Raw genomic sequence first — 17,719 nt, 5'->3', positions numbered from 1 at the left:
ACGCCACGGTGCTTGCGGCGCAAGCGCCGTGCGCCGGCGCACGCCTTTCGAATTTCTACAACGAGGAGACAAGCATGAAGAGGATCAGAACCAACCACTCGCCCGCTGCTGCCGCCGCCGTGCCACGGCGCAGGCTGCTGCCGCGCGCCTTCACGGGTGCGATCTGCATGGCGGCCACCGCGGGCGCCAGCGCGCAATCGAGCGTGCAGATGTTCGGTACGCTGGACATGAACATCACCTGGCCGAAGACAGGTGGCGCCTCGGTCAAGTCGATGGACCAGGGAGGCAACATCTTCCCCAGCCGCCTCGGCTTTCGCGGCACCGAAGACCTGGGCGGCGGGCTGGCCGCGAGCTTCTGGCTCGAGATGGCGCTGCTGCCCGACACGGGCGAGATACAGGGCACCGGCTTCCACCGGCGCTCCACGCTGAGCCTGTCGCACAACAACTTCGGAGAAGTGCGGCTCGGGCGCGACTACACGCCAACCTTCTGGAACATCTCGCAGTTCTCGCCTTTCGGCACCGTGGGCGTCGGCGGCTCCGCCAACATCGTCGAGGGCTGGCCCTTCGGCCTCGGCGGCGCGCGCACGCTGGCGCGGGCCAACAACTCGGTGGGCTACTTCCTGCCGAAGGGCCTGGGCGGCTTCTACGGGCAGGCGATGTACGCGCTGCCCGAAGGCCAGGAAGGTTCACGCTACCGCGGCGCGCGACTGGGCTGGTCCAACGGCACCATCGACGTCGCGGCCGCCTACGGCGTGACGCCGGTCGGCATCGCCGACTACCGCGTGGCGAGCATCGGCGGCACCTACGACTTCGGCGTCGCGAAGCTCTACGCCAACTACTACCGGCAGAAGGCCGACGGCGACAAGCAGGTCAACGTGATGCTGGGCGTGAGCGTGCCGGTGGGCCCGGGCGTCATCAAGGCCTCGGCGGCACGATCCAGCCGCTCGGGTCCGGGCATCGACGGCGACGACGCCACGCAGTACGCCATCGGCTACGTGCACTACCTTAGCAAGCGCACCGCGCTGTACGGCACCTACTCGCACATCCGCAACCGCGGCAATGCGGCGTACGTCGTGAGCGATTCGTCGCCGGCCGGCGTGCCGGGTGCGGGGGCCAGGGGGTTGCAGTTCGGCATCTCGCACAACTTCTGAGGGCACACGGCACCCTTGCCGGGTGCCGCTATCGATGCGCTCTGTTCGCGGGGAGCGGCCGGCCTATCTGCGCACCAGCGGAATCTGCAGATTGGTCGGCCTGTTCTCCTCGCTGTCGAAACCGCGGCCATCGATGTTGCGGGCGCCCCAGAACAACATGCCGCGGTAGATGTGGACCAGGTCGTACTCCATGAAGTTCCGGCCCGCGACGAGGCCGAAGGGCGCGAAGGACTTGCCGAAGATGCTCTGCGGCTTCTGCGCCTCCCACTTGTCGTAGCCCTGCGCGGCGACCTTGTTCAGGAGTTCCACGAAGCCGGGGTGCAGCGGCGTCACTTCATAAGCCTCGTCCGCCACGAAGTCGACCTTCTGCGCGCCCACGGAGATCGGGTGAGGGCCGCGCCAGGACACATGGCCCCGGATGAAGATGCGCGCCAGCGGCACCTTGCCGTAGGGGTCGGCCGAGTTGAGGATGGCGAGCTCGAAGACGTCGCCCTCGAGGTACCTGAACTCGCGGCTCAGGTAGAACGGCTTGAGGCTGCCGTCGGGATTCTTGCTGGCGCTCGGACGGATTTCAGGGGCGATGCTCGCCCACTCTCCGATCATGTCCTGCTGTATCTGCTGTTGGGTCATGGTCATAGAATTTCTCTTCTGCTCTGCTTGCCCGGCGGGCGGCCCAGTATGTTTTGGCGCCCGGCGGGAGCGGTAGCCCAAATCGGCAAATCGATGCGATGACGTGACGCGCAGCAACCGCAAGGAAATGATCGCCATGCCGGTCAAGGTGGATGTGTTCGACGATTTCCATGTGCACGGTGCATCGGCGCCGGCATGGAACCAGCGCTACTCGCAGCTTTCTTCGGGCGCGATGCGCAGTTCGCTGACCGAAGCCACCGCCAGCGGCGTCCATGTGTTCCACAAGTGGATGAGCGAACGGGTGGTGCAGCAAGGCTGCCTTCCCGCGGGCGAGATCTGCTTTGCGCTGCTGCAGGGCGCCCCCGACGCAACGCCCCGCGTGCAGGGGCGCGAACTGCGGGACGACAGTTTTCTCGTGCTCGGCAGCGGCGAGGAGTTCACCATCCAGCGCCCCAAGGGAATGGAGCTGCTGGCGGTCACCTTCCGCGAGGAAGACTTCCGCCGGCTGCTCGACGAGCGGCCCCTGTCGCAGCAGGCGCGCTCGCTGCTCTCGCGCCACGTCCTGCAGGCGCCGGCCGGTGCGCTGCGGCGCGTGCGGCAGGACCTGCGGCAGCTTCTCCAGCGCCCGGCCACCCGGCAGCCGGGCATGGACGCCCCGATGGCCCCGACGATGCTCTTCGAGTCGCTGCGGGATCTGCTGGAACAGGCCGCCGGCTCGCGTGAGAGCGTCGCAAGCTCATCGGCCGGTTTCATCGTCGAGGAGTGCCATCGCATCGTGGCGGGCAGCGGGCATTCACCGCCCGGCATCGACGCGCTGTGCCGGCGCCTGCGCACCAGCAGGCGCAGCCTGCAGAGCGGCTTCAGGCAGGTGACCGGCACGACGGCAACGCACTACCTGCGCAACCTGCGGCTCAACCTCGTGCGGCAGCGCCTGGGCTCGACCAGCCAGGCCGAGCTGAGCGTGGCGCAGGCGGCGACGGACCAGGGGTTCATCCACCTGAGCCACTTCGCAGCCAGCTACAAGGGGCTGTTCGGCGAGCTGCCGTCGCAGACCTCGCGGCTCGAGGCCGACGACACCAGAAGATAGTCGCCGGCCTCCCGCTGGTGGCGCCTTACCAGAGCACCTTCACGCCGATGCTGGCGTTGATGTCGCTGCTGTTGCGCGCGTCGCCGCTCATGTCCCACAGCTTGCCCAGTTCGCCGTACAGGCTGGTGCTGCGGCTCAGCTGCCAGGAGGCACCCAATGCCAGCTCGCCGCTGCTGCCGCCCGTGCGCGTGGCGATGTCGGCAAAGCCGGCCGGACCGATGAAGCGCGCCACGTCGGTGCCGCCGCCCGAGTGGTAGAGGTTCAGCCGCGCATAGGGCTGCACCAGGCCCGCGCTGGTGTCGATCTCGCCCTTGACCCGCACGCCGGCGCGCACGAGCCAGCCGTCGTGGCTGTCCTGGCGGATCAGCGCGCCGACGATGCCGGTGTCGTCCAGGCTCACGCGCTGGTGCACCAGTTGCAGCTGCGGCTCGATGGTCCAGCCGGCAGCGATGCCGAATGGCTGGCCCACTTCGATCGACGCCAGCAGGCTGCTGCCCTTTCCGCTGCTGCCCAGGCCCAGCGCGGGCGATGCGGTATAGCGGTGGCGACCACCCTGGAGCACGCCGTCGACATACAGGCCGCCGTCGTTCTTCCAGGTTCCGTACACGCCGAAGTACCGGTTCTTGAGGTCGTTGATGCCCACGCCGAGGTTGAGCAGGCCGCTGGCGAATCCGTTGACGCGCATGTCGCCGTCGAGCTGGCCGACGTAGACGCCGGTGCGCCAGTTGGCATCGGCCCAGAGGTCGGTACCGGCCTGGAAGCCGGTGAGACGGCCCTCGCTGGTGGGGCTCACGGTGCCCGACTGGCTGGTGGTGCGGTCGGTGCTGATGATGCGGCCCCAGGCCTGGCGGTAGCTCTGGCCGGGGATGGCGGGGCCCGCGTCGTTGGTGGCGGGACGGCCGCTGTCGCCCATGCGGATGTGCAGGCTGCCGAGCATCGACAGGTTGGCCTGGCGGAACTGCTCGGGCAGCACTGCGTAGAGCGGCACTTCGGCGCGATAGGCCGGCACGACCACGCCGCCACCCGAGCTGCCGCCTCCGTTGGCAGGCGGCACCGCCGCGACGGTCGAGCGCAGATACCAGTTCTCGCCTGCGCCGTTTGCATCGGCTGCGTACAGCCGGTACTCGTAGGCGCCGGCATCGACGTGGCCGCCCGCGAGCGCGAAGGCATTCTTCGTCGTCTGCGCGGTGGTCGTCGCGCCGTTGATCGCGCTGACGACTTCGATGCCGTTGCCGGTGGTCAGCGCGCCAAGGCCGCCCAGGTTGCTCACCTGCACGTTGGTCGTGCCGCTGGCGATGGCGGTCGCGCCGCTGAGCACGAGCTTGTCGCTCGCGCTGCTGCTGTCGCCCAGTGCCGTGCCCAGGCGCAGCGTGCCGCCGTTGCCGACCCACGGGCCGGTGACGGTGAGCGCGGTGCCCGGCGTCGTGCCGGCGAGGCTCACCGTGCCGCTGTTGTTCACGGATGCCAGGGTCTGGTTGCGGCCCGCCAGGTCGAGCGTCGCGCCATTGGCGACGACGGTGGAACTCTTCGAGCTGAAGGTGTTCACTGCGCCGGCGCGCAAGGTGCCTTGCGTCACGGAGGTGGTGCCGCTGTAGTTGTTCGTGCCGGAGAGCGTGAGCACGCCGGCACCGGACTTGACGACGCCGCCCGTGCCCGTGATGGCGCCGGCGTAGGTGCTGTCGCCGGCCTGGTTGACGGTGAGGGTCTGGGCGTTCAGCGCCACGGTGCCGCCGGTGCCGGAAAGGCTGGAGGCGGTGAGGTCCCAGGTGCCCAGGTCCAGCGTGCCGCCGTTGACCGTGTAGGCGGTGTTCTGCACGAAGGCACCGGCGCTGCCGGCCAGCAGCCGGCCGGCCTGCACGACGGTGCCGCCGGTGTAGGTGTTGGTTCCGGTCAGCGTCGTGGTGCCCGCGCCCAGCTGCTGGAGAACGCCGCCGCCGCTGATGGCGCCGGCGAAGCCGAAGGCATTCGAATGGTTGATGGCCAGCGTGGCGTTGTTGACGACGTTGCCGGAGATCGAGCCGGTGGTGCCGCCGTTGCCAAGCTGCAGCGTGCCGGAGGTGATGGTGGTACCGCCGGTGTAGGTGTTGGCCCCCGTCAGCGCGGTCGTGCCGCTGCCGATCTGATTGACTGCGACAGTTCCTCCGACCGGGACCGCGAACTCATAGTTGCTCGCGTTGTGGTTGAAGTTGATCGTCGATTGGCCGGCACTGGAGGTAATGCCGCTTGCGGTCACGACACCGGGCGCGACAGGAGCGCTTCCCACTGGAGCACCGATGTTCAAGGTCGCCACGCCAGTCGCCGAATTGGCCAGGAAGAGCGGGTTGCTCCCGTTGGTGCCTGACGTCAGCTTGGCTCCGTCTGCCACGGTGACAGTTGCCGTTCCTGCTCCGCCGAAACTCAGATTGTTGTTGATGCTGCCGAAAACAGACCCTGCGCCAGTCACGGTCGCAGTGAAGACATCGCCCGCTCTGAACCCCACCTGCACCGTGTTGGCCCCGACGAAGCCACCGTCGGAAACCTCCAGCGTGCCGGCATGGTGGTAGTAGCCGCCCGCACCGACGGATCGCAGAGAAGAACCGGTACCACTCACCACGACGTTGGTGACGCCGCCGTTCGCCGCGCCATTGCCGCCCCCCAGATTGGCGTTGGTGTCGACCGAAATCTTTCCGCCACCAGTCACATTGATCGTGGTCTGGCCTGTTCCCGAGTTCAGGTTGTCCGCCGACACCGAGGCACCTGTCCCGACGTTGATGGTGGCCGAGCCCGCCCCGGTGCTCAGGTTGCCCGTGAATACCGCGGAAGCACCCTTCAGGATGCTGATCGTGCTCTGACCGGCCCCTGTCGTCAGGGTCGTACCCGACAGCGTCGTGCCGCTGCCCTGGGCAACCACGGTTCCGGTCGTGTTGGCAGTAGTCCCCACCTGGACTGCTGCGGCTTGATAGGTTGCACCAGTCTGAAGGTCCAGCGTTGCCCCGGCAGCCGACCCGATGGTCGTGGCGAACGTGCCGGTATTCACCGTCACTTTCGACGAGAGCTGGGGCAACGACGTCGTGACGGTGATGGCCTTGGTGACGGTGATGGTGGAGGCCAGGTCCGGGCTGGCGTTGGCGTCATTGATGGCCGTGATCAGTTCCGCCTCGCTGGCGGCGTTGAAGGTCGCAGCCTGCGCGACTCCACCGGCGGCCAACGCGACCAGCGCCAAGGTCGCGCCTGCCGTGGCGGTACGCCGCGAGCCGCTTGCCTTGCCGCCTCGCGTCGCGCGCACGTTCTCCGCTGCCGCGACGCAGGCGCCCAGCGCCGCGTTCCATACCGTCCTGTAACACAAATTCATCCGATCTCTCCTGGTTGTTAAGGCATTCTTCCCAATGAAGAATGAACAAATGCCGCTCCTCGACATGGGAGAAATCTTACATAGCGCAACAAAATGTTTCGCTTATAGGGGAATGAGGATCGGGTGTAGGTTTTCGAGCAGCCGACCGGAAAATCGCCCCGCGGCCGGGCACTCCTTGCCCACCATCTCGCGCTCGAAAAGAGAAGCCCGCGTCAGCCCTGCGCCGGCACGAATGCAACGGCGATCACCTCACGCCCGTCTGGCGTGCTTGCGCGGATCAGGGGGTATCGAAGCCTGGAGGAACAGCGGCGTGCAACGCCTACGGCTGAAGCGACTCGCGCTTCAGGCTCCAGATGCATGCGGCCAGTCGCAGCAGCCGCTCGACGTTCGCATCGTGGAGATCGCCCAGCGGGTTCTCCTCGCCGATCATTGCAACGATGCAGTCGAGCGCATGGGTCGGCGTGAACCCATGCCCGTCTCGGGCCATGCTGATCGCCGTAGCCAGGATCTCCGTCCGATTCACTCGTGTCTCCAGGAAACTTGTCGAAAAAGCAGCCGCTCCTTGCGAGCCGGTGCTTCACGGCATTCGCGCTCACGGAGGCCGGCCGCCATCATGCGCTCTTCCATCGCAGCGGCGACGGCGCCCTCCGCGTGGCGCGACAGCTTCCGTCTTTTTTTGTTGCCTACTGTGGCAGCTCTCCGGCCGGGCGCTCCAGCCACTTCATCGACAGCCGGTCGAGCTCGCCGCTCTTCTTCGCTTCTTCGATGATGCCGTTCACCTTCAGCCGCAGCGCGTCCTCGCCCTTGGGCACGCCGATGTAGTTCGGGCTCTCCTTCAGCAGCAGCTTGTAGGTGGTGCCGAGCGAGGGGTTGCTGGTCATGATGGTGTTCGCGACCGACGCGCCCGTGGCGATCAGTTGCGCCTGCCCGGAGACGAAGGCCGAGACAGTCCGGGTGTTGTCGTCGAAGCGCCTGATGTCGGCACCCGCCGGCGCGACCTTGTTGAGTTCCTGGTCCTCGACCGAGCCGCGCGTGACGGCGATCGACTTGCCGGACAGGTCGGCGAAGCTCCTGATGTTCAGCGTCTTCGCCCCGAAGATGGCCTGGTAGAACGGTGAATACGCGGCGGTGAAGTCGATCTGCTTCTCGCGGTCGGGGTTCTTGCCCAGGGTGGAAATGACCAGCGCGGCCTTTCTCTTCTGCAGGTACGCGATGCGGTTCGCGCTGGTCACGGGGATCAGGTCGACTTCCACGCCGAGCTTGGCGCCGATGTAGTTGGCCATGTCGATGTCCAGGCCGTGCATCTTGAAGTCCCGGTCCATCGCCCCGTAGGGCGGGAAGTCGGGGGGAACCGCGATCGCGATCTTCTTGTTCTTCAGGATGGTGTCCAGCGCGCTTTGCGCATGCACTGCGCCAGTTGCCAGGAAACCGCTGAGCGCCAGTCCGAGAACCATCTGCAATTTGCCGAAATTCATGATGCCTGAACGATGAGTAGTGGTTGTGTGGGTTCGATCTCGAGTGCGCGGCCGGTCGCCCGAGCCGCGCGGGCGCCGGGTCGCACGAACCGTGCCACTGGTATACAAGGCTCATGCACCTTCGCCGAAGACAAATGTGGTGCTCAAGATGCGGCCCGGCCCCGATTCGGGGACCGGCGCGCCCCAGATTGGGGAAGGCACGTGCGGACTGCCGACGAAGGCAGCCTGGGAGATCCACGCCGGAAAAGGCAGGCGTGGCAAGACGAAGCGCGGCTCCGGGCTCGATGCCGGAGCCGGCAGGCAGTTCAGCAACTACGGGGAGAACGCCGGCGCATCGCGGGCTTCAGGGCCCGGCGCCCCCTGCCCCGTTCAGCTCCAGTTCTGCTCCACCCAGTTGCGCACCGCCGCCCAGTCGGGCGAGGTCTTGATGTAGTTCTGCGTCGCGCTCACCAGCTGGCCCACGTTCTTGTAGTCGTCCAGAGCGAACGGCTGGGCCAGCGGCACGTTGCCGCGCATGTAGTTGCCGCCCAGCATCTGGCCGGCCTGGATCGCCGCCAGCTCCGCGGTGGCGTCCATCGTGAGATTGAGCAGCGCCGTCGCCGGCACCGTGCCGCTGCTGAACGGCCAGAGCCAGTGCGTGACGCCCCAGTCCAGCGGGTTGGGCACGGAGCCTGGCGAAATGCCGACCGGATTGACGCCGGTGCCCAGCGACAGCATCACGATGTCCGACGGGGCGCTGGCGTAGCCCTGGTAGATCGCCTCCACGAGCGCCGTCATCGAGGGGTTGTTGGCGAAGGTGCCGCCGTCCGCGAAGTAGCCGAAGCTGCCCACCTGGTACGGCGGAAAGTACGTCGGCGCGGCCGAGGTGGCCAGCGCGGCGTCGACCATGCTGATGCCGCGGTAGGCGTTGCTCGGGCCGTTGGAGATGGTGCACGGCTCCCAGCATTTCTCGCTCGCGTCCCACAGCCGCGCGGAATTGACGGCCACGAAGCGGCTTGCCGACGACAGCGCGCCATTGCCCACGAGGTTCTGCGCAACGGTCTGCAGGCCGGTGTTGACGTACTGGCACTCGAAGATGCCCGGGCCGCTGCCCAGCAGTTCCTCGGTCGACTGCGCCGGCGGCTTGTCCTGCTGCCTGGCCTGCGCGTCGAGCAGCCAGCCGTTGGGCTTGAAGATCTGGTCCCCGTCGTTCTCGTAGACGCTGACGATGTCGCCGATGGCCACGTTGTTCACGAGCCCCAGCGAGATCAGGCCCCCGGTGGAAGTGCCCGCGAAACCGTTCGCGCTCTTGACGATGCCGAAGCTCCGATCCAGGTCCTGGATCAGCAGCGCCGTGATGACGCCGCGAATGCCGCCGCCGTCGCAGCAGAGAATCTTGAAAGACATGGTGGTCGCTCCTTGCTCGAGTGGATGGCTGGACAAGTGCGTCCCCGTCACCAGCCCTGGCGGGGATGCCGGAATGTCAGCAGGTGGAGCAATGGCCCGAACGTCGCGCGCCGTGGAATCCTGTCGCGCATGTCGGCCGTGGAGTGAAGAAGACGATCGTCTTACTCATCTGCGCCACTGATGGCAACCGAACCAAGGCAGTGTGGCGGTTGCGCGTGGGCCGATCCATTTCGCCTCATTACAGGCCGGGCCGGAAGCGCGCGATTCAATGCGCGTGCCGATGATGCGCGTCGGGAACGTGCGCATGGGCATGGCGCATCGGCTCGTGCACGTGCGCGTGGCTGTGGGAGCCTTCCGGCAGCACGCTGTGCGTGTGGTCGTGATGGCCGTCGTCATGGCGGTGCGCGTGCTCGTGCTCGAGGCGCTCGTGCACGTGCTCATGCGCGTGCGACTCGATCAGGTGAAGGGCCACGCCAAGCATCATCAGCATGCCGCCGATGGCCATGATCCAGGTTCCGCTTCGATCGCCGAGCGCGATCGCGAAGGCCGCGCCGATGAACGGCGCGAAGGCGAAGACCGAGCCCGTTCGCGCGGCACCGAAGGCCCTCTGCGCCAGCAGATAGAAGCGCAGGCTGAGGCCGTAGCCGCTCGCCCCCACGGCAAGAAGGATGAGCGCGGCGGCCGTCGACGGAACAGGCTCGCCCAGCACCACGGCCAGGACTGCCGTCGCGGCGGCGCCGATGGCGGCCTTGCCCAGCACCACCTGGCCCGGGTCGCGCTCCGCAAGAGCCCGGGAGAGCGTGTTGTCCGCGCCCCAGGAGGCCGTCGCGACGAGCACCGCAAGCAGGCCCCACAGCTGCGGACCGCCGCTGCGCCCCTGGTCGAGGACCAGTGCCACGCCTCCCGCGAGCAGGAGCAGCATGGCCGCCCACACGCGCCGGTCCATCGTCTCGCGGTAGAGCCATCGCGCCAGCAGCGCGGTGAACAGCGCCTCCAGGGTCAGCATCAGCGAAGCGCTGGTGCCGCTCGTGTGCTGCAAGCCCCAGGCCAGCGCCACGGGACCGAGCACCGCGCCGAAGGCCGCCATCGACAGCAGGCGCGGCACGTCGCCGCGCACCACTCGGGCTTCCCGCTCCACCCGCTGGCGGGACGCGAGGCCGACTGCCGCCGCTCCCGCATAGAGCAAGGCCGCCGTGGTGAAGGCGCCCACGCCCTTGCCGAAATGCTGGACCAGCGGCGTGCTCACACCGAAGAGAAACGCCGCCAGCAGTGCGAGCAGGCCGCCCCTCGCAGCAGGCAAGGAAAAATGTCGCGTCGTCATGACTGGCCCGCTCGAAGGTGAAAACATCCGACAGTCGCGAGCTTCATGCCTGCGCCCGCAACGGCTGCACCACGCCTGCCCCCTGATGGCTGGCCAGCTTCGCGTAGATGCCTTGCTTGCGCAACAGCTGCTCGTGCGTGCCGGCCTCGGCCAGCGCGCCCTCCTCCAGCACGAGGATCAGGTCGGCGTCGCGGATGGTGGAGAGACGGTGGGCGATGACGAGCGTGGTCCGGTGCCGCATCAGCGCGTCCAGCGCGCCGCGCACCTGCATTTCCGAGAGCGTGTCCAGGTGCGAGGTGGCCTCGTCCAGGATCAGCACCGGCGCGTTCTTCAGGAATGCGCGGGCGATCGAGATGCGCTGGCGCTGGCCGCCGGACAGCTGCATGCCGCGTTCGCCGACGCGCGTGGCCAGGCCGTCGGGCAGGCTCTGCACGAAGGCCGTGAGGGCGGCACGTTCCAGTGCAAGGGCCAGCTCTTCGCTGCTCGCATCGGGCCGGGCCAGGCGGATGTTTCCTTCGAGCGTGTCGTTGAACAGATAGGTGTCCTGCGACACCAGCGCGACGCGCTCGCGAAGGCCATCCAGCCGAAGCTCGCGCACGTCCGCGCCGTCGAGCCTGACGGTGCCCTGGCGCGGGTCCCAGAACCGCAGCAGCAGGCTGGCGACGGTGCTCTTGCCGGCACCCGACGCGCCGACCACGGCCACGGTAGCGCCTGCCGGAACGGTGAAGCTGAGGTCGCGCAGCGCATCCTGCGTCTTGCCGGGATAGGCGAAGAAGACCCGCTCGAAGGCCAGCGACAAGCCATGGGCGGACACCGGCGGAAGCAGCGGACCATCGACGACCGGTTCGGGCTCGCTGTTGACCACATGCAGCCGGCGGGTGGCGGCGATGGTGTCGGCCAGCTGGCGGCCGACCTGCGAGATCTCCGACACCGGCAGGAAGGTGGCCGACGCGATCAGCACCAGCAGCGGCAGCATGCCGGCGGGCAAGGCGCCGGTCGCCACCTGCCATGCGCCGATCACGGCGACGGTCAGGCCGCCGAGGCCCATGGCGACTTCGAACCATGCTGTCTGGCGAGACAGGTCGTGCAGGATGTCGAGGCGCCTGGCGCGGCTGCGGTCCGCGACCTCCAGGAACTGCTCGCGGCGGCGGCCCGTGGCCTGGAAGGCGGTCAGGTCTGCGAGGCCCTGGATGGTCTCGGCGGTATGGGCGCTCATCTCGCCCAGTGCGTGGCGGGCCCGATCTCCCAGCGCGTCGATCTTGCGTCGCCCCCTGATGGGCGACATCAGGGCATAGGCCAGGAACGGCAGCAGCGCCAGCGCGACGGGCCAGCTGTACACCGCCAGGAAGCCCAGCACCGACAGCGGCACCAGGACCGAAACGATCGCCGGTGCGATGGTGTGCGCGTAGAAGTACTCGACCATTTCCACGTCGTGCGTGGCCAGCGCCACCAGGTCGCCCGAGCGCCGCTGCAGCAGGTAGGCCGGCGCCAGCCGCTCCAGCTTGTCGTAGAGCTTGATGCGCATGTCGGCGAGCAGCCGGTAGGCCATCGCATGCGCCAGCCATGACTCGAGCCAGTGGAACAGCGCGGCCAGCGGCGCGGCGATCAGCAGGCCGACGATCAGCGCCGAGGTGTCGCGGCCGTCGCGGATCGCGGCCACCACCAGCGCGCCGAGCACGCCGACACCGATGAAGGCCGCCACGCGCGCCACGCCCAGCAGGATCGTGGCGACCAGCGTGCCGCGCCAGGGCCGGACCACCGACAACAGCGTGGCCAGGGTGGCCTTCCAGCCGACCTTGTCGGCGTCGTCGTCCAGGGGGCGCGCTGCCGGTTCGCGATCGCTGTCGCCGTCTCCATTGCCATTGCCGGAAGCGCGCGGCGAGGCGGACCGCGCCGCAGCGGGCACAGTGGCGCTCGCCGTGTCGGTGGCCGCCAGGTCGAGGGCCTGTTCGCGCATCAGCCGGTGGTAGAGGCCTTGCTGGCGCATCAGCTCGGCGTGCCGGCCCTGCTCGACCACGCGTCCCTGGTCCAGCACCAGGCAGCGGTCGGCGCCGATGACGCTGGCCAGCCGGTGCGCGAGGACCAGCGTGGTGCGTCCGGCCATCAGGCGGTCGAGCGCCTGCTGGATCAGCGCCTCGTTCTCGGTGTCCACCGACGACAGTGCTTCGTCCAGGATGAGGATGGGCGCGTCGCGCAGCAGCGCACGCGCGATGGCCACGCGCTGGCGCTGGCCGCCCGAAAGCTGCAGGCCGCGCTCGCCGATGGGCGTGGCGTAGCCCTGCGGCAGCGCCATGATGAAGTCGTCGATGTTGGCGGCGCGGGCCGCGGCGCGCACCTGTTCATGCGTGGCGTCGGGGCGGCCCAGCCGCAGGTTGTCGTCGATGGTGCCGTGGAACAGCGTGATGTCCTGGCTCACCAGCGCGATCTGGCCCAGCAGCGTCTGCGTGTCGAGGTTGTTGATGTCTTGGCCGCCCACGCGCACGGTGCCGCCCTGCGGCACGCATTCGCGCAGCAGCAGCCGCACGATGGTCGACTTGCCCGCGCCGCTCGGCCCCACGATGCCGACGCGCTCGCCGGCCGCGATGCGGAACGACAGGCCCCGGTGAGCGGGGCGCTGCGGCGAGTACGAGAACGCCACGCCGTCGAATTCGATGGTGGGCTCCAGCCGCGCCGGCGCGGCTGTTGCTGCCGGCACGGTGGGTGGCACGGTCACCGGCTGGGCATCCGTCAGCGCGTGGATGCTGGCCGCGGCGGACTGCCCCAGCATGCCCCGGTGCAGGACGGAACGCAGCTCGCGCAGCGGACGGAAGATCTCGGTGCCGGCCATCAGCACGATCAGCAGGGCCTCGACGCTCATGTCGCCGGCCGCCACGCGCCAGGCACCCAGCGCAAGCGCCAGCGCGGCACCCAGCGCCACGCCCAGGTCGCTGATGCCGCGCGTGAGCAGGCTGACCGAGAGCACCCAGAAAGTGCTGTCGGACAGCTTGCGCGCACGGGCGGCCAGGCGCTCGCCCCAGGCCTTGCCCTGGCCGTAGGACTTCAGGGTCGGCAGGCCCTGCACAGCGTCGAGGAACTCCTCGCCGAACTCGTCCATGGAACGGCTTCGCGCCAGGCTGGCGCGGCGGTCCAGCATGTGCACCGCCATCGGGCCGAACAGCGCGAACAGCGCCGCGACCAGGAACACCAGCGCGGTCGGCACGTCCCAGAAGGCGATGACCGCGAAGATCGCGAACGGCGCCACCGCCGCGATGACGACCTGCGGCAGGTACTGGCCGAAGAAGGTCTGCAGCTGCTCCACGCCGTCCACCACCGTCAGCATCACGCCGCCGGTGCGCTGCGTCGCGAACCAGGCCGGGCCCAGCGCGACGATGCGGTCGTACAGCTTCGCGCGCAGCGCCTGCTGCACGTCGGCCGATGAGCGGTTGGCCTGCACCGTGCGCAGATGGTCGAGCCAGGCGCGCAGCAGCACCATCGCACCGACCAGGGCGGCCGGCGCGATCCAGTCGCCGGCGGGGGCGCCCTCGAACACGCGCGCCAGCAGCTGGCCGAGGAATACGTAGCGGGCGATGCCGGCGGCCAGCGCGAGCAAGCCCAGAAAGATGCCGCCGGCCATGCGCAAGCGCAGTCCCGCGGTCAATTGCCAGAGCCTGATGTCGAAGTACATGTGTGTCGATGCTTCCTGCGAAGCCGCGATGGTCACGCATCCGCCATCCGCGCGAAAGCGATAGTTTTTCAATCGAAGGTTGAGATAAATTGCACCCTTCGACCACCTGCCTGCCATACCGATCCCCATGCCGCCCCTGGCCGCCTTGCGCGCGTTCGAAGCCGTTGCCCGTCTTGGCAGCCTGAGCCGCGCCGCGCTGGAACTCAACGTCACCAAGAGTGCCGTCAGCCACCAGTTGCGTACGCTGGAGGCCGACCTGGGCGTGAGCTTGCTGCACCGGGGCGGCACGGTACGCCGGGCGCAGACCACCGAGGCGGGCGCCGCGCTGCTGGCGTCGGTACAACAGGCTTTGACCCTGCTGGAAACCGCCTGCGGCAATGCGCGCGCCAGTGCCCGCGGCAGGCAGCGCCGCAGCCTGAACATCTCGGCCAATCCCTCGCTGGCCGCCCTGTGGCTGGCGCCGCGGATCGGTCGCTTCGTCGAACTGCATCCCGACATCGACGTCCAGGTGTTCCTGCACGCCAGCCAGGACCCGGCCTGGAAGGCGCAGGACATCGACCTCGCATTCCTGCATGTGCGCGATCTCGGTCCGCACCTGGCGGCGCCCGGAGACATACCGCTGATGAGCGAGACCGTGGTGCCGGTGTGCAGCCCTGCGCTGGTCGCGCCGCACGAGCGCGACGACCCGCTCGTCTTCGCGCGCCACCGCTGGCTGCAGGAAAAGCACATCGACAGCCCCGAGACGGACTGGCGCACCTGGCGCCTCCGCCTGGGCCTGCCGGAAGGCGCCGGACAGGACCCGCTGGTGCTCAGCGGCCTGAGCACCGTGGTCGCGGCCGCCGCGGCGGGCGTGGGCATCGCGCTGGGCCGCGCGCCGCTGATCGACGAGGAACTGGCCCGCGGCCGGCTGGTGGCGCTGACGCCCGGCCTGAGCATGCCCGGCTCGTGGGGCTACGTGATGCGCATCCACGCCAACCGGCCCATGGATGCGTCGCTGCCCACGCTGGTCGAATTCCTGACCGAAGAAGGCCGCCGCGCTCCGACGTGGTAGCCGTACTTGTTTGCTCCATGCACACCGACCAGCCCGCCACAAGACTCGATCTCCAGCACATCCGCGAAGCGAGGCGCGAGATCGCCCGCGTGTTTCGCGACACCCCGCAATTCGAAAGCCCCGCGCTCGGCGAAGTCCTGGGCTGCGAGTTCATCGTCAAGCTCGAGACCGCCAACCCTGTCGGCTGCTTCAAGGGACGCGGAACAGAGTTGGTGGCCTCGCGGATCGCGAGCAGCCAGGGCCCGAGGGCCGCTGTCTGCGCCAGCGCCGGCAACCTCGGTCAGGCGCTCGCGTACAGCGGACGCGCGCGCGGCGTCGCCGTCACGGTGGTTGCGGCCAGGAACGCCAACGCGGCCAAGATCGAAAGAATCCGCCGGCTGGGCGCGACGATCGAATTCGTCGAGGGAGACTTCGACGATGCCCGCGCGCGCGCCCGGGAACTGGCGGCGCTCGGCGGCGCAGTCCTCGTGGAAGACAGCGAGAACCTCGACACCTGCGAAGGCGCGGCCACCATCGGACTCGAACTCGTCGAAGGCGTCGACCGCATCGACACGGTCTTGCTCGCCCTCGGCGGCGGAGCCATGGCCACGGGCGTGGGGCATGTCTTCAAGAGCCTTTCGCCGGCGACGGAAGTCGTGTGCATCCAGCCCCGCGGCGCGCCTGCGATGGCCATGTCATGGCGTGCGCGGACTGTCGTGACCACCGAGCGCACCGACACCATTGCCGACGGCGTCGCCGGCCGATGCCCCATTCCGGCGGTACTCGACGACCTGCTGGCGGTGGCGGACCGCGTTCCTCTGGTCGAGGAAGAAAGCATCCTCGAAGGCATGCGGCTGCTGTACCGGCATGCCGCGCTCGTGGTGGAGCCTTCGGCCGCGCTTGGCGTTGCCGCCATCCTGGAGGACCCCGCGCGTTATCGCGGCAAGCGCGTGGCCTCGGTGATCTGCGGCGCCAATGTGCTGCCCGATGCGTTCGAGGCGTGGATGCGGGGCTGACCTCTTTTCTTTCCTTCAGCCTGCGATCGAGCCGTCTACGCACGTGATGCAGGCACCGCCGATGCGGATGCGTCCATTGGCATCCACGCTCGCTTCGATGCGGCCATCGCGTCCCACGCATTGCCCCTGGGTCGCCACGTAGTCCTTTCCGCCGGCTGGCAGCAGGCCTCGCGCCCGGAGGAATGCGGCCACGCTGCCGTTGCCGCTTCCGCAGACCGGGTCTTCATCCACGCCGCACGAAGGCGCGAAGGTGCGCACCTCTATCGCGGCGTCTCCCGAACGATGCGGGCCGAACACCGTCACGCCGGTGATGCCGAGGCGGCGCTCGAAGGCGGCCAGCTTCGCAAGATCGGGACGCAGGCCGACGACGCTGGCCGCATCCTCCAGGTGCGCGATGAGCCAGACCGGCCCGACGTTCACGATGGCCGGCTCGATCTTCAGCCTGCAGCCGAGGATCGACTCCAGCTCCGACAGGTCCGCCTTGCCCACGGCGTCCAGCTTCGCGGGCGGCAGTTCGAAGCTCAGGCGGCGGCCGTCGCCCGTTTGCGCAACGCCCAGTTCGACGTGGCCGATGCCGCACTCTTGTATCAACCGCCCGCCATCGCGAGCGGCTACACGCCCTGCTTCCAGGATCGCATGCGCGCTGCCCAGCGTCGGGTGGCCGGCAAAGGGTAGTTCGTTGCGCGGCGTGAAGATCCGCAGGCGGTAGTCGGCCTCGGACGACGACGGCGGGAGCACGAAAGTCGTTTCAGACAGGTTGGTCCAGCCCGCAATGGCCTGCATCTGCGCCGTGTCGAGCCCTTCTGCGTCGAGGATCACCGCGACGGGGTTGCCCAGGAAGGGCCTGGACGTGAAGACGTCGACCACCTTGAAGGATCTTTTCATCGCGCATGCCCTCCTGCTGCGACCACGCTGTCGATTTCTGCCGCCTCGATGCCGTACTTCGCCATCCGAGTCCGGTGGTCGGGCGTGCCCAGGTAAGCGCGCAGCTGCCTGTTCACCGCCTGCACGAGCTCCAGCTTCTTCCGGTTGAACGAGAAGCCGCCGGCGGGCGCCCGCCCGCCCACGCCCTCGTCTTCGGCGACCGCTTCCACGTCCTTGCTGGTTGCCGCGAATGCGCGGTTGCCGACCGTGGTGCTCACGTAGGCATCGATCTTTCCCGCCAGCAGTGCGGCGATGGCCGTGGGCTGATCCTTGAAAGTCGCGATCTGGCCGTCGCTCACGCCCGCTGCCTTTGCGGAGTCGATCTGCACAGTGCCGACGACCGCGCCCAGCAGGGCATCGCTGCGGGACGCGACCGCCCTGTAGCCCGTCAGTGCCTTCGGATTTCCGCGTGGCACCAGGAAGCCGTCGCCGATCGCCCAGACCGGTTCGCTGAAGGCGACCAGCTTCGCGCGCTCGGGCGTGATGAAGATCGGCACGTTCATGTCCCAGCGGCCTTCCTGCAGGCCGGGCAGAAGCTCGCCGAAAGTTGTCGGGTGGTGCTCGATGTTCGAAACTCCCATCGCCCGCAGCACCACGTCGGCCAACTCGATGTCCGCGCCGGTCGCGGCTCCGTGCGGGCCTGTCCAGTAGAAAGGCGGCTCTTCGATGTATGCGATGCGTACCTTCATTCCTTGCTCCAGTTC

At 68.4% G+C, this 17,719-nt stretch carries 13 protein-coding genes; 4 read left to right on the top strand and 9 right to left on the bottom strand.

Features of this window, described 5'->3' with window-relative positions; all coding sequences use genetic code 11:
- Positions 1 to 74: 74 nt before the first annotated feature.
- Positions 75 to 1,151: a porin gene (locus SFB74_RS10005; RefSeq protein ID WP_432730651.1), complete on the top strand. Its 1,077-nt coding sequence runs from the start codon at positions 75 to 77 to the stop codon at positions 1,149 to 1,151.
- A gap of 63 nt (positions 1,152 to 1,214) precedes the next feature.
- Here the strand turns inward: SFB74_RS10005 and SFB74_RS10000 are convergent, their stop codons facing one another.
- Positions 1,215 to 1,787 (bottom strand): hypothetical protein, encoded by a 573-nt coding sequence (locus tag SFB74_RS10000; RefSeq protein WP_432730650.1) that lies wholly within the window; start codon positions 1,785 to 1,787, stop codon positions 1,215 to 1,217.
- 97 nt (positions 1,788 to 1,884) lie between these two features.
- On the opposite strand from SFB74_RS10000, the gene SFB74_RS09995 reads away from it, so the two are divergent.
- The gene (locus SFB74_RS09995; RefSeq protein WP_432730649.1) at positions 1,885 to 2,868 is read left to right on the top strand and encodes a helix-turn-helix domain-containing protein; all 984 of its coding nucleotides are present in this window, start codon (positions 1,885 to 1,887) and stop codon (positions 2,866 to 2,868) included.
- A 25-nt stretch (positions 2,869 to 2,893) separates the two neighbouring features.
- Here the strand turns inward: SFB74_RS09995 and SFB74_RS09990 are convergent, their stop codons facing one another.
- From SFB74_RS09990 to SFB74_RS09965, 6 genes are all read right to left on the bottom strand, one after another.
- Positions 2,894 to 6,199: an autotransporter outer membrane beta-barrel domain-containing protein gene (locus tag SFB74_RS09990; protein ID WP_432730648.1), complete on the bottom strand. Its 3,306-nt coding sequence runs from the start codon at positions 6,197 to 6,199 to the stop codon at positions 2,894 to 2,896.
- A 319-nt stretch (positions 6,200 to 6,518) separates the two neighbouring features.
- Positions 6,519 to 6,722: a hypothetical protein gene (locus tag SFB74_RS09985; RefSeq protein ID WP_432730647.1), complete on the bottom strand. Its 204-nt coding sequence runs from the start codon at positions 6,720 to 6,722 to the stop codon at positions 6,519 to 6,521.
- Between the two features lie 160 nt (positions 6,723 to 6,882).
- A complete protein-coding gene (locus SFB74_RS09980) occupies positions 6,883 to 7,674 on the bottom strand; it encodes a transporter substrate-binding domain-containing protein (protein WP_432730646.1) in 792 nt (263 codons plus the stop codon).
- A gap of 369 nt (positions 7,675 to 8,043) precedes the next feature.
- Positions 8,044 to 9,060, bottom strand: a complete 1,017-nt coding sequence (locus SFB74_RS09975; RefSeq protein ID WP_432730645.1) for a patatin-like phospholipase family protein — start codon at positions 9,058 to 9,060, stop codon at positions 8,044 to 8,046.
- Positions 9,061 to 9,325: 265 nt separating this feature from the next.
- Positions 9,326 to 10,381 carry a DMT family transporter gene (locus SFB74_RS09970; RefSeq protein ID WP_432730644.1) on the bottom strand — a complete coding sequence of 352 codons (1,056 nt, stop codon included), beginning with the start codon at positions 10,379 to 10,381 and terminating at the stop codon, positions 9,326 to 9,328.
- A gap of 43 nt (positions 10,382 to 10,424) precedes the next feature.
- Positions 10,425 to 14,045: an ATP-binding cassette domain-containing protein gene (locus SFB74_RS09965; protein ID WP_432730643.1), complete on the bottom strand. Its 3,621-nt coding sequence runs from the start codon at positions 14,043 to 14,045 to the stop codon at positions 10,425 to 10,427.
- 127 nt (positions 14,046 to 14,172) lie between these two features.
- On the opposite strand from SFB74_RS09965, the gene SFB74_RS09960 reads away from it, so the two are divergent.
- Entirely contained in the window at positions 14,173 to 15,096 is a 924-nt protein-coding gene (locus SFB74_RS09960; protein WP_432730642.1) for a LysR substrate-binding domain-containing protein, read from the top strand.
- Between the two features lie 17 nt (positions 15,097 to 15,113).
- Complete coding sequence (locus SFB74_RS09955) at positions 15,114 to 16,091, top strand: threonine ammonia-lyase (protein ID WP_432730641.1); 978 nt, start codon at positions 15,114 to 15,116, stop codon at positions 16,089 to 16,091.
- Positions 16,092 to 16,106: 15 nt separating this feature from the next.
- Here the strand turns inward: SFB74_RS09955 and SFB74_RS09950 are convergent, their stop codons facing one another.
- A complete protein-coding gene (locus SFB74_RS09950; RefSeq protein WP_432730640.1) occupies positions 16,107 to 16,976 on the bottom strand; it encodes a PhzF family phenazine biosynthesis protein in 870 nt (289 codons plus the stop codon).
- Positions 16,973 to 17,704, bottom strand: a complete 732-nt coding sequence (locus SFB74_RS09945; protein WP_432730639.1) for a transporter substrate-binding domain-containing protein — start codon at positions 17,702 to 17,704, stop codon at positions 16,973 to 16,975. The genes SFB74_RS09950 and SFB74_RS09945 overlap by 4 nt, the downstream gene beginning before the upstream one ends.
- Positions 17,705 to 17,719 lie beyond the last annotated feature (15 nt).

This window comes from Variovorax xiamenensis, from assembly GCF_050916385.1.
Taxonomy (GTDB): Bacteria; Pseudomonadota; Gammaproteobacteria; order Burkholderiales; family Burkholderiaceae_C; genus Variovorax.
Note: the sequence above shows the minus strand (reverse complement) of the source record. Positions and strands in the feature narration are given on the sequence as shown.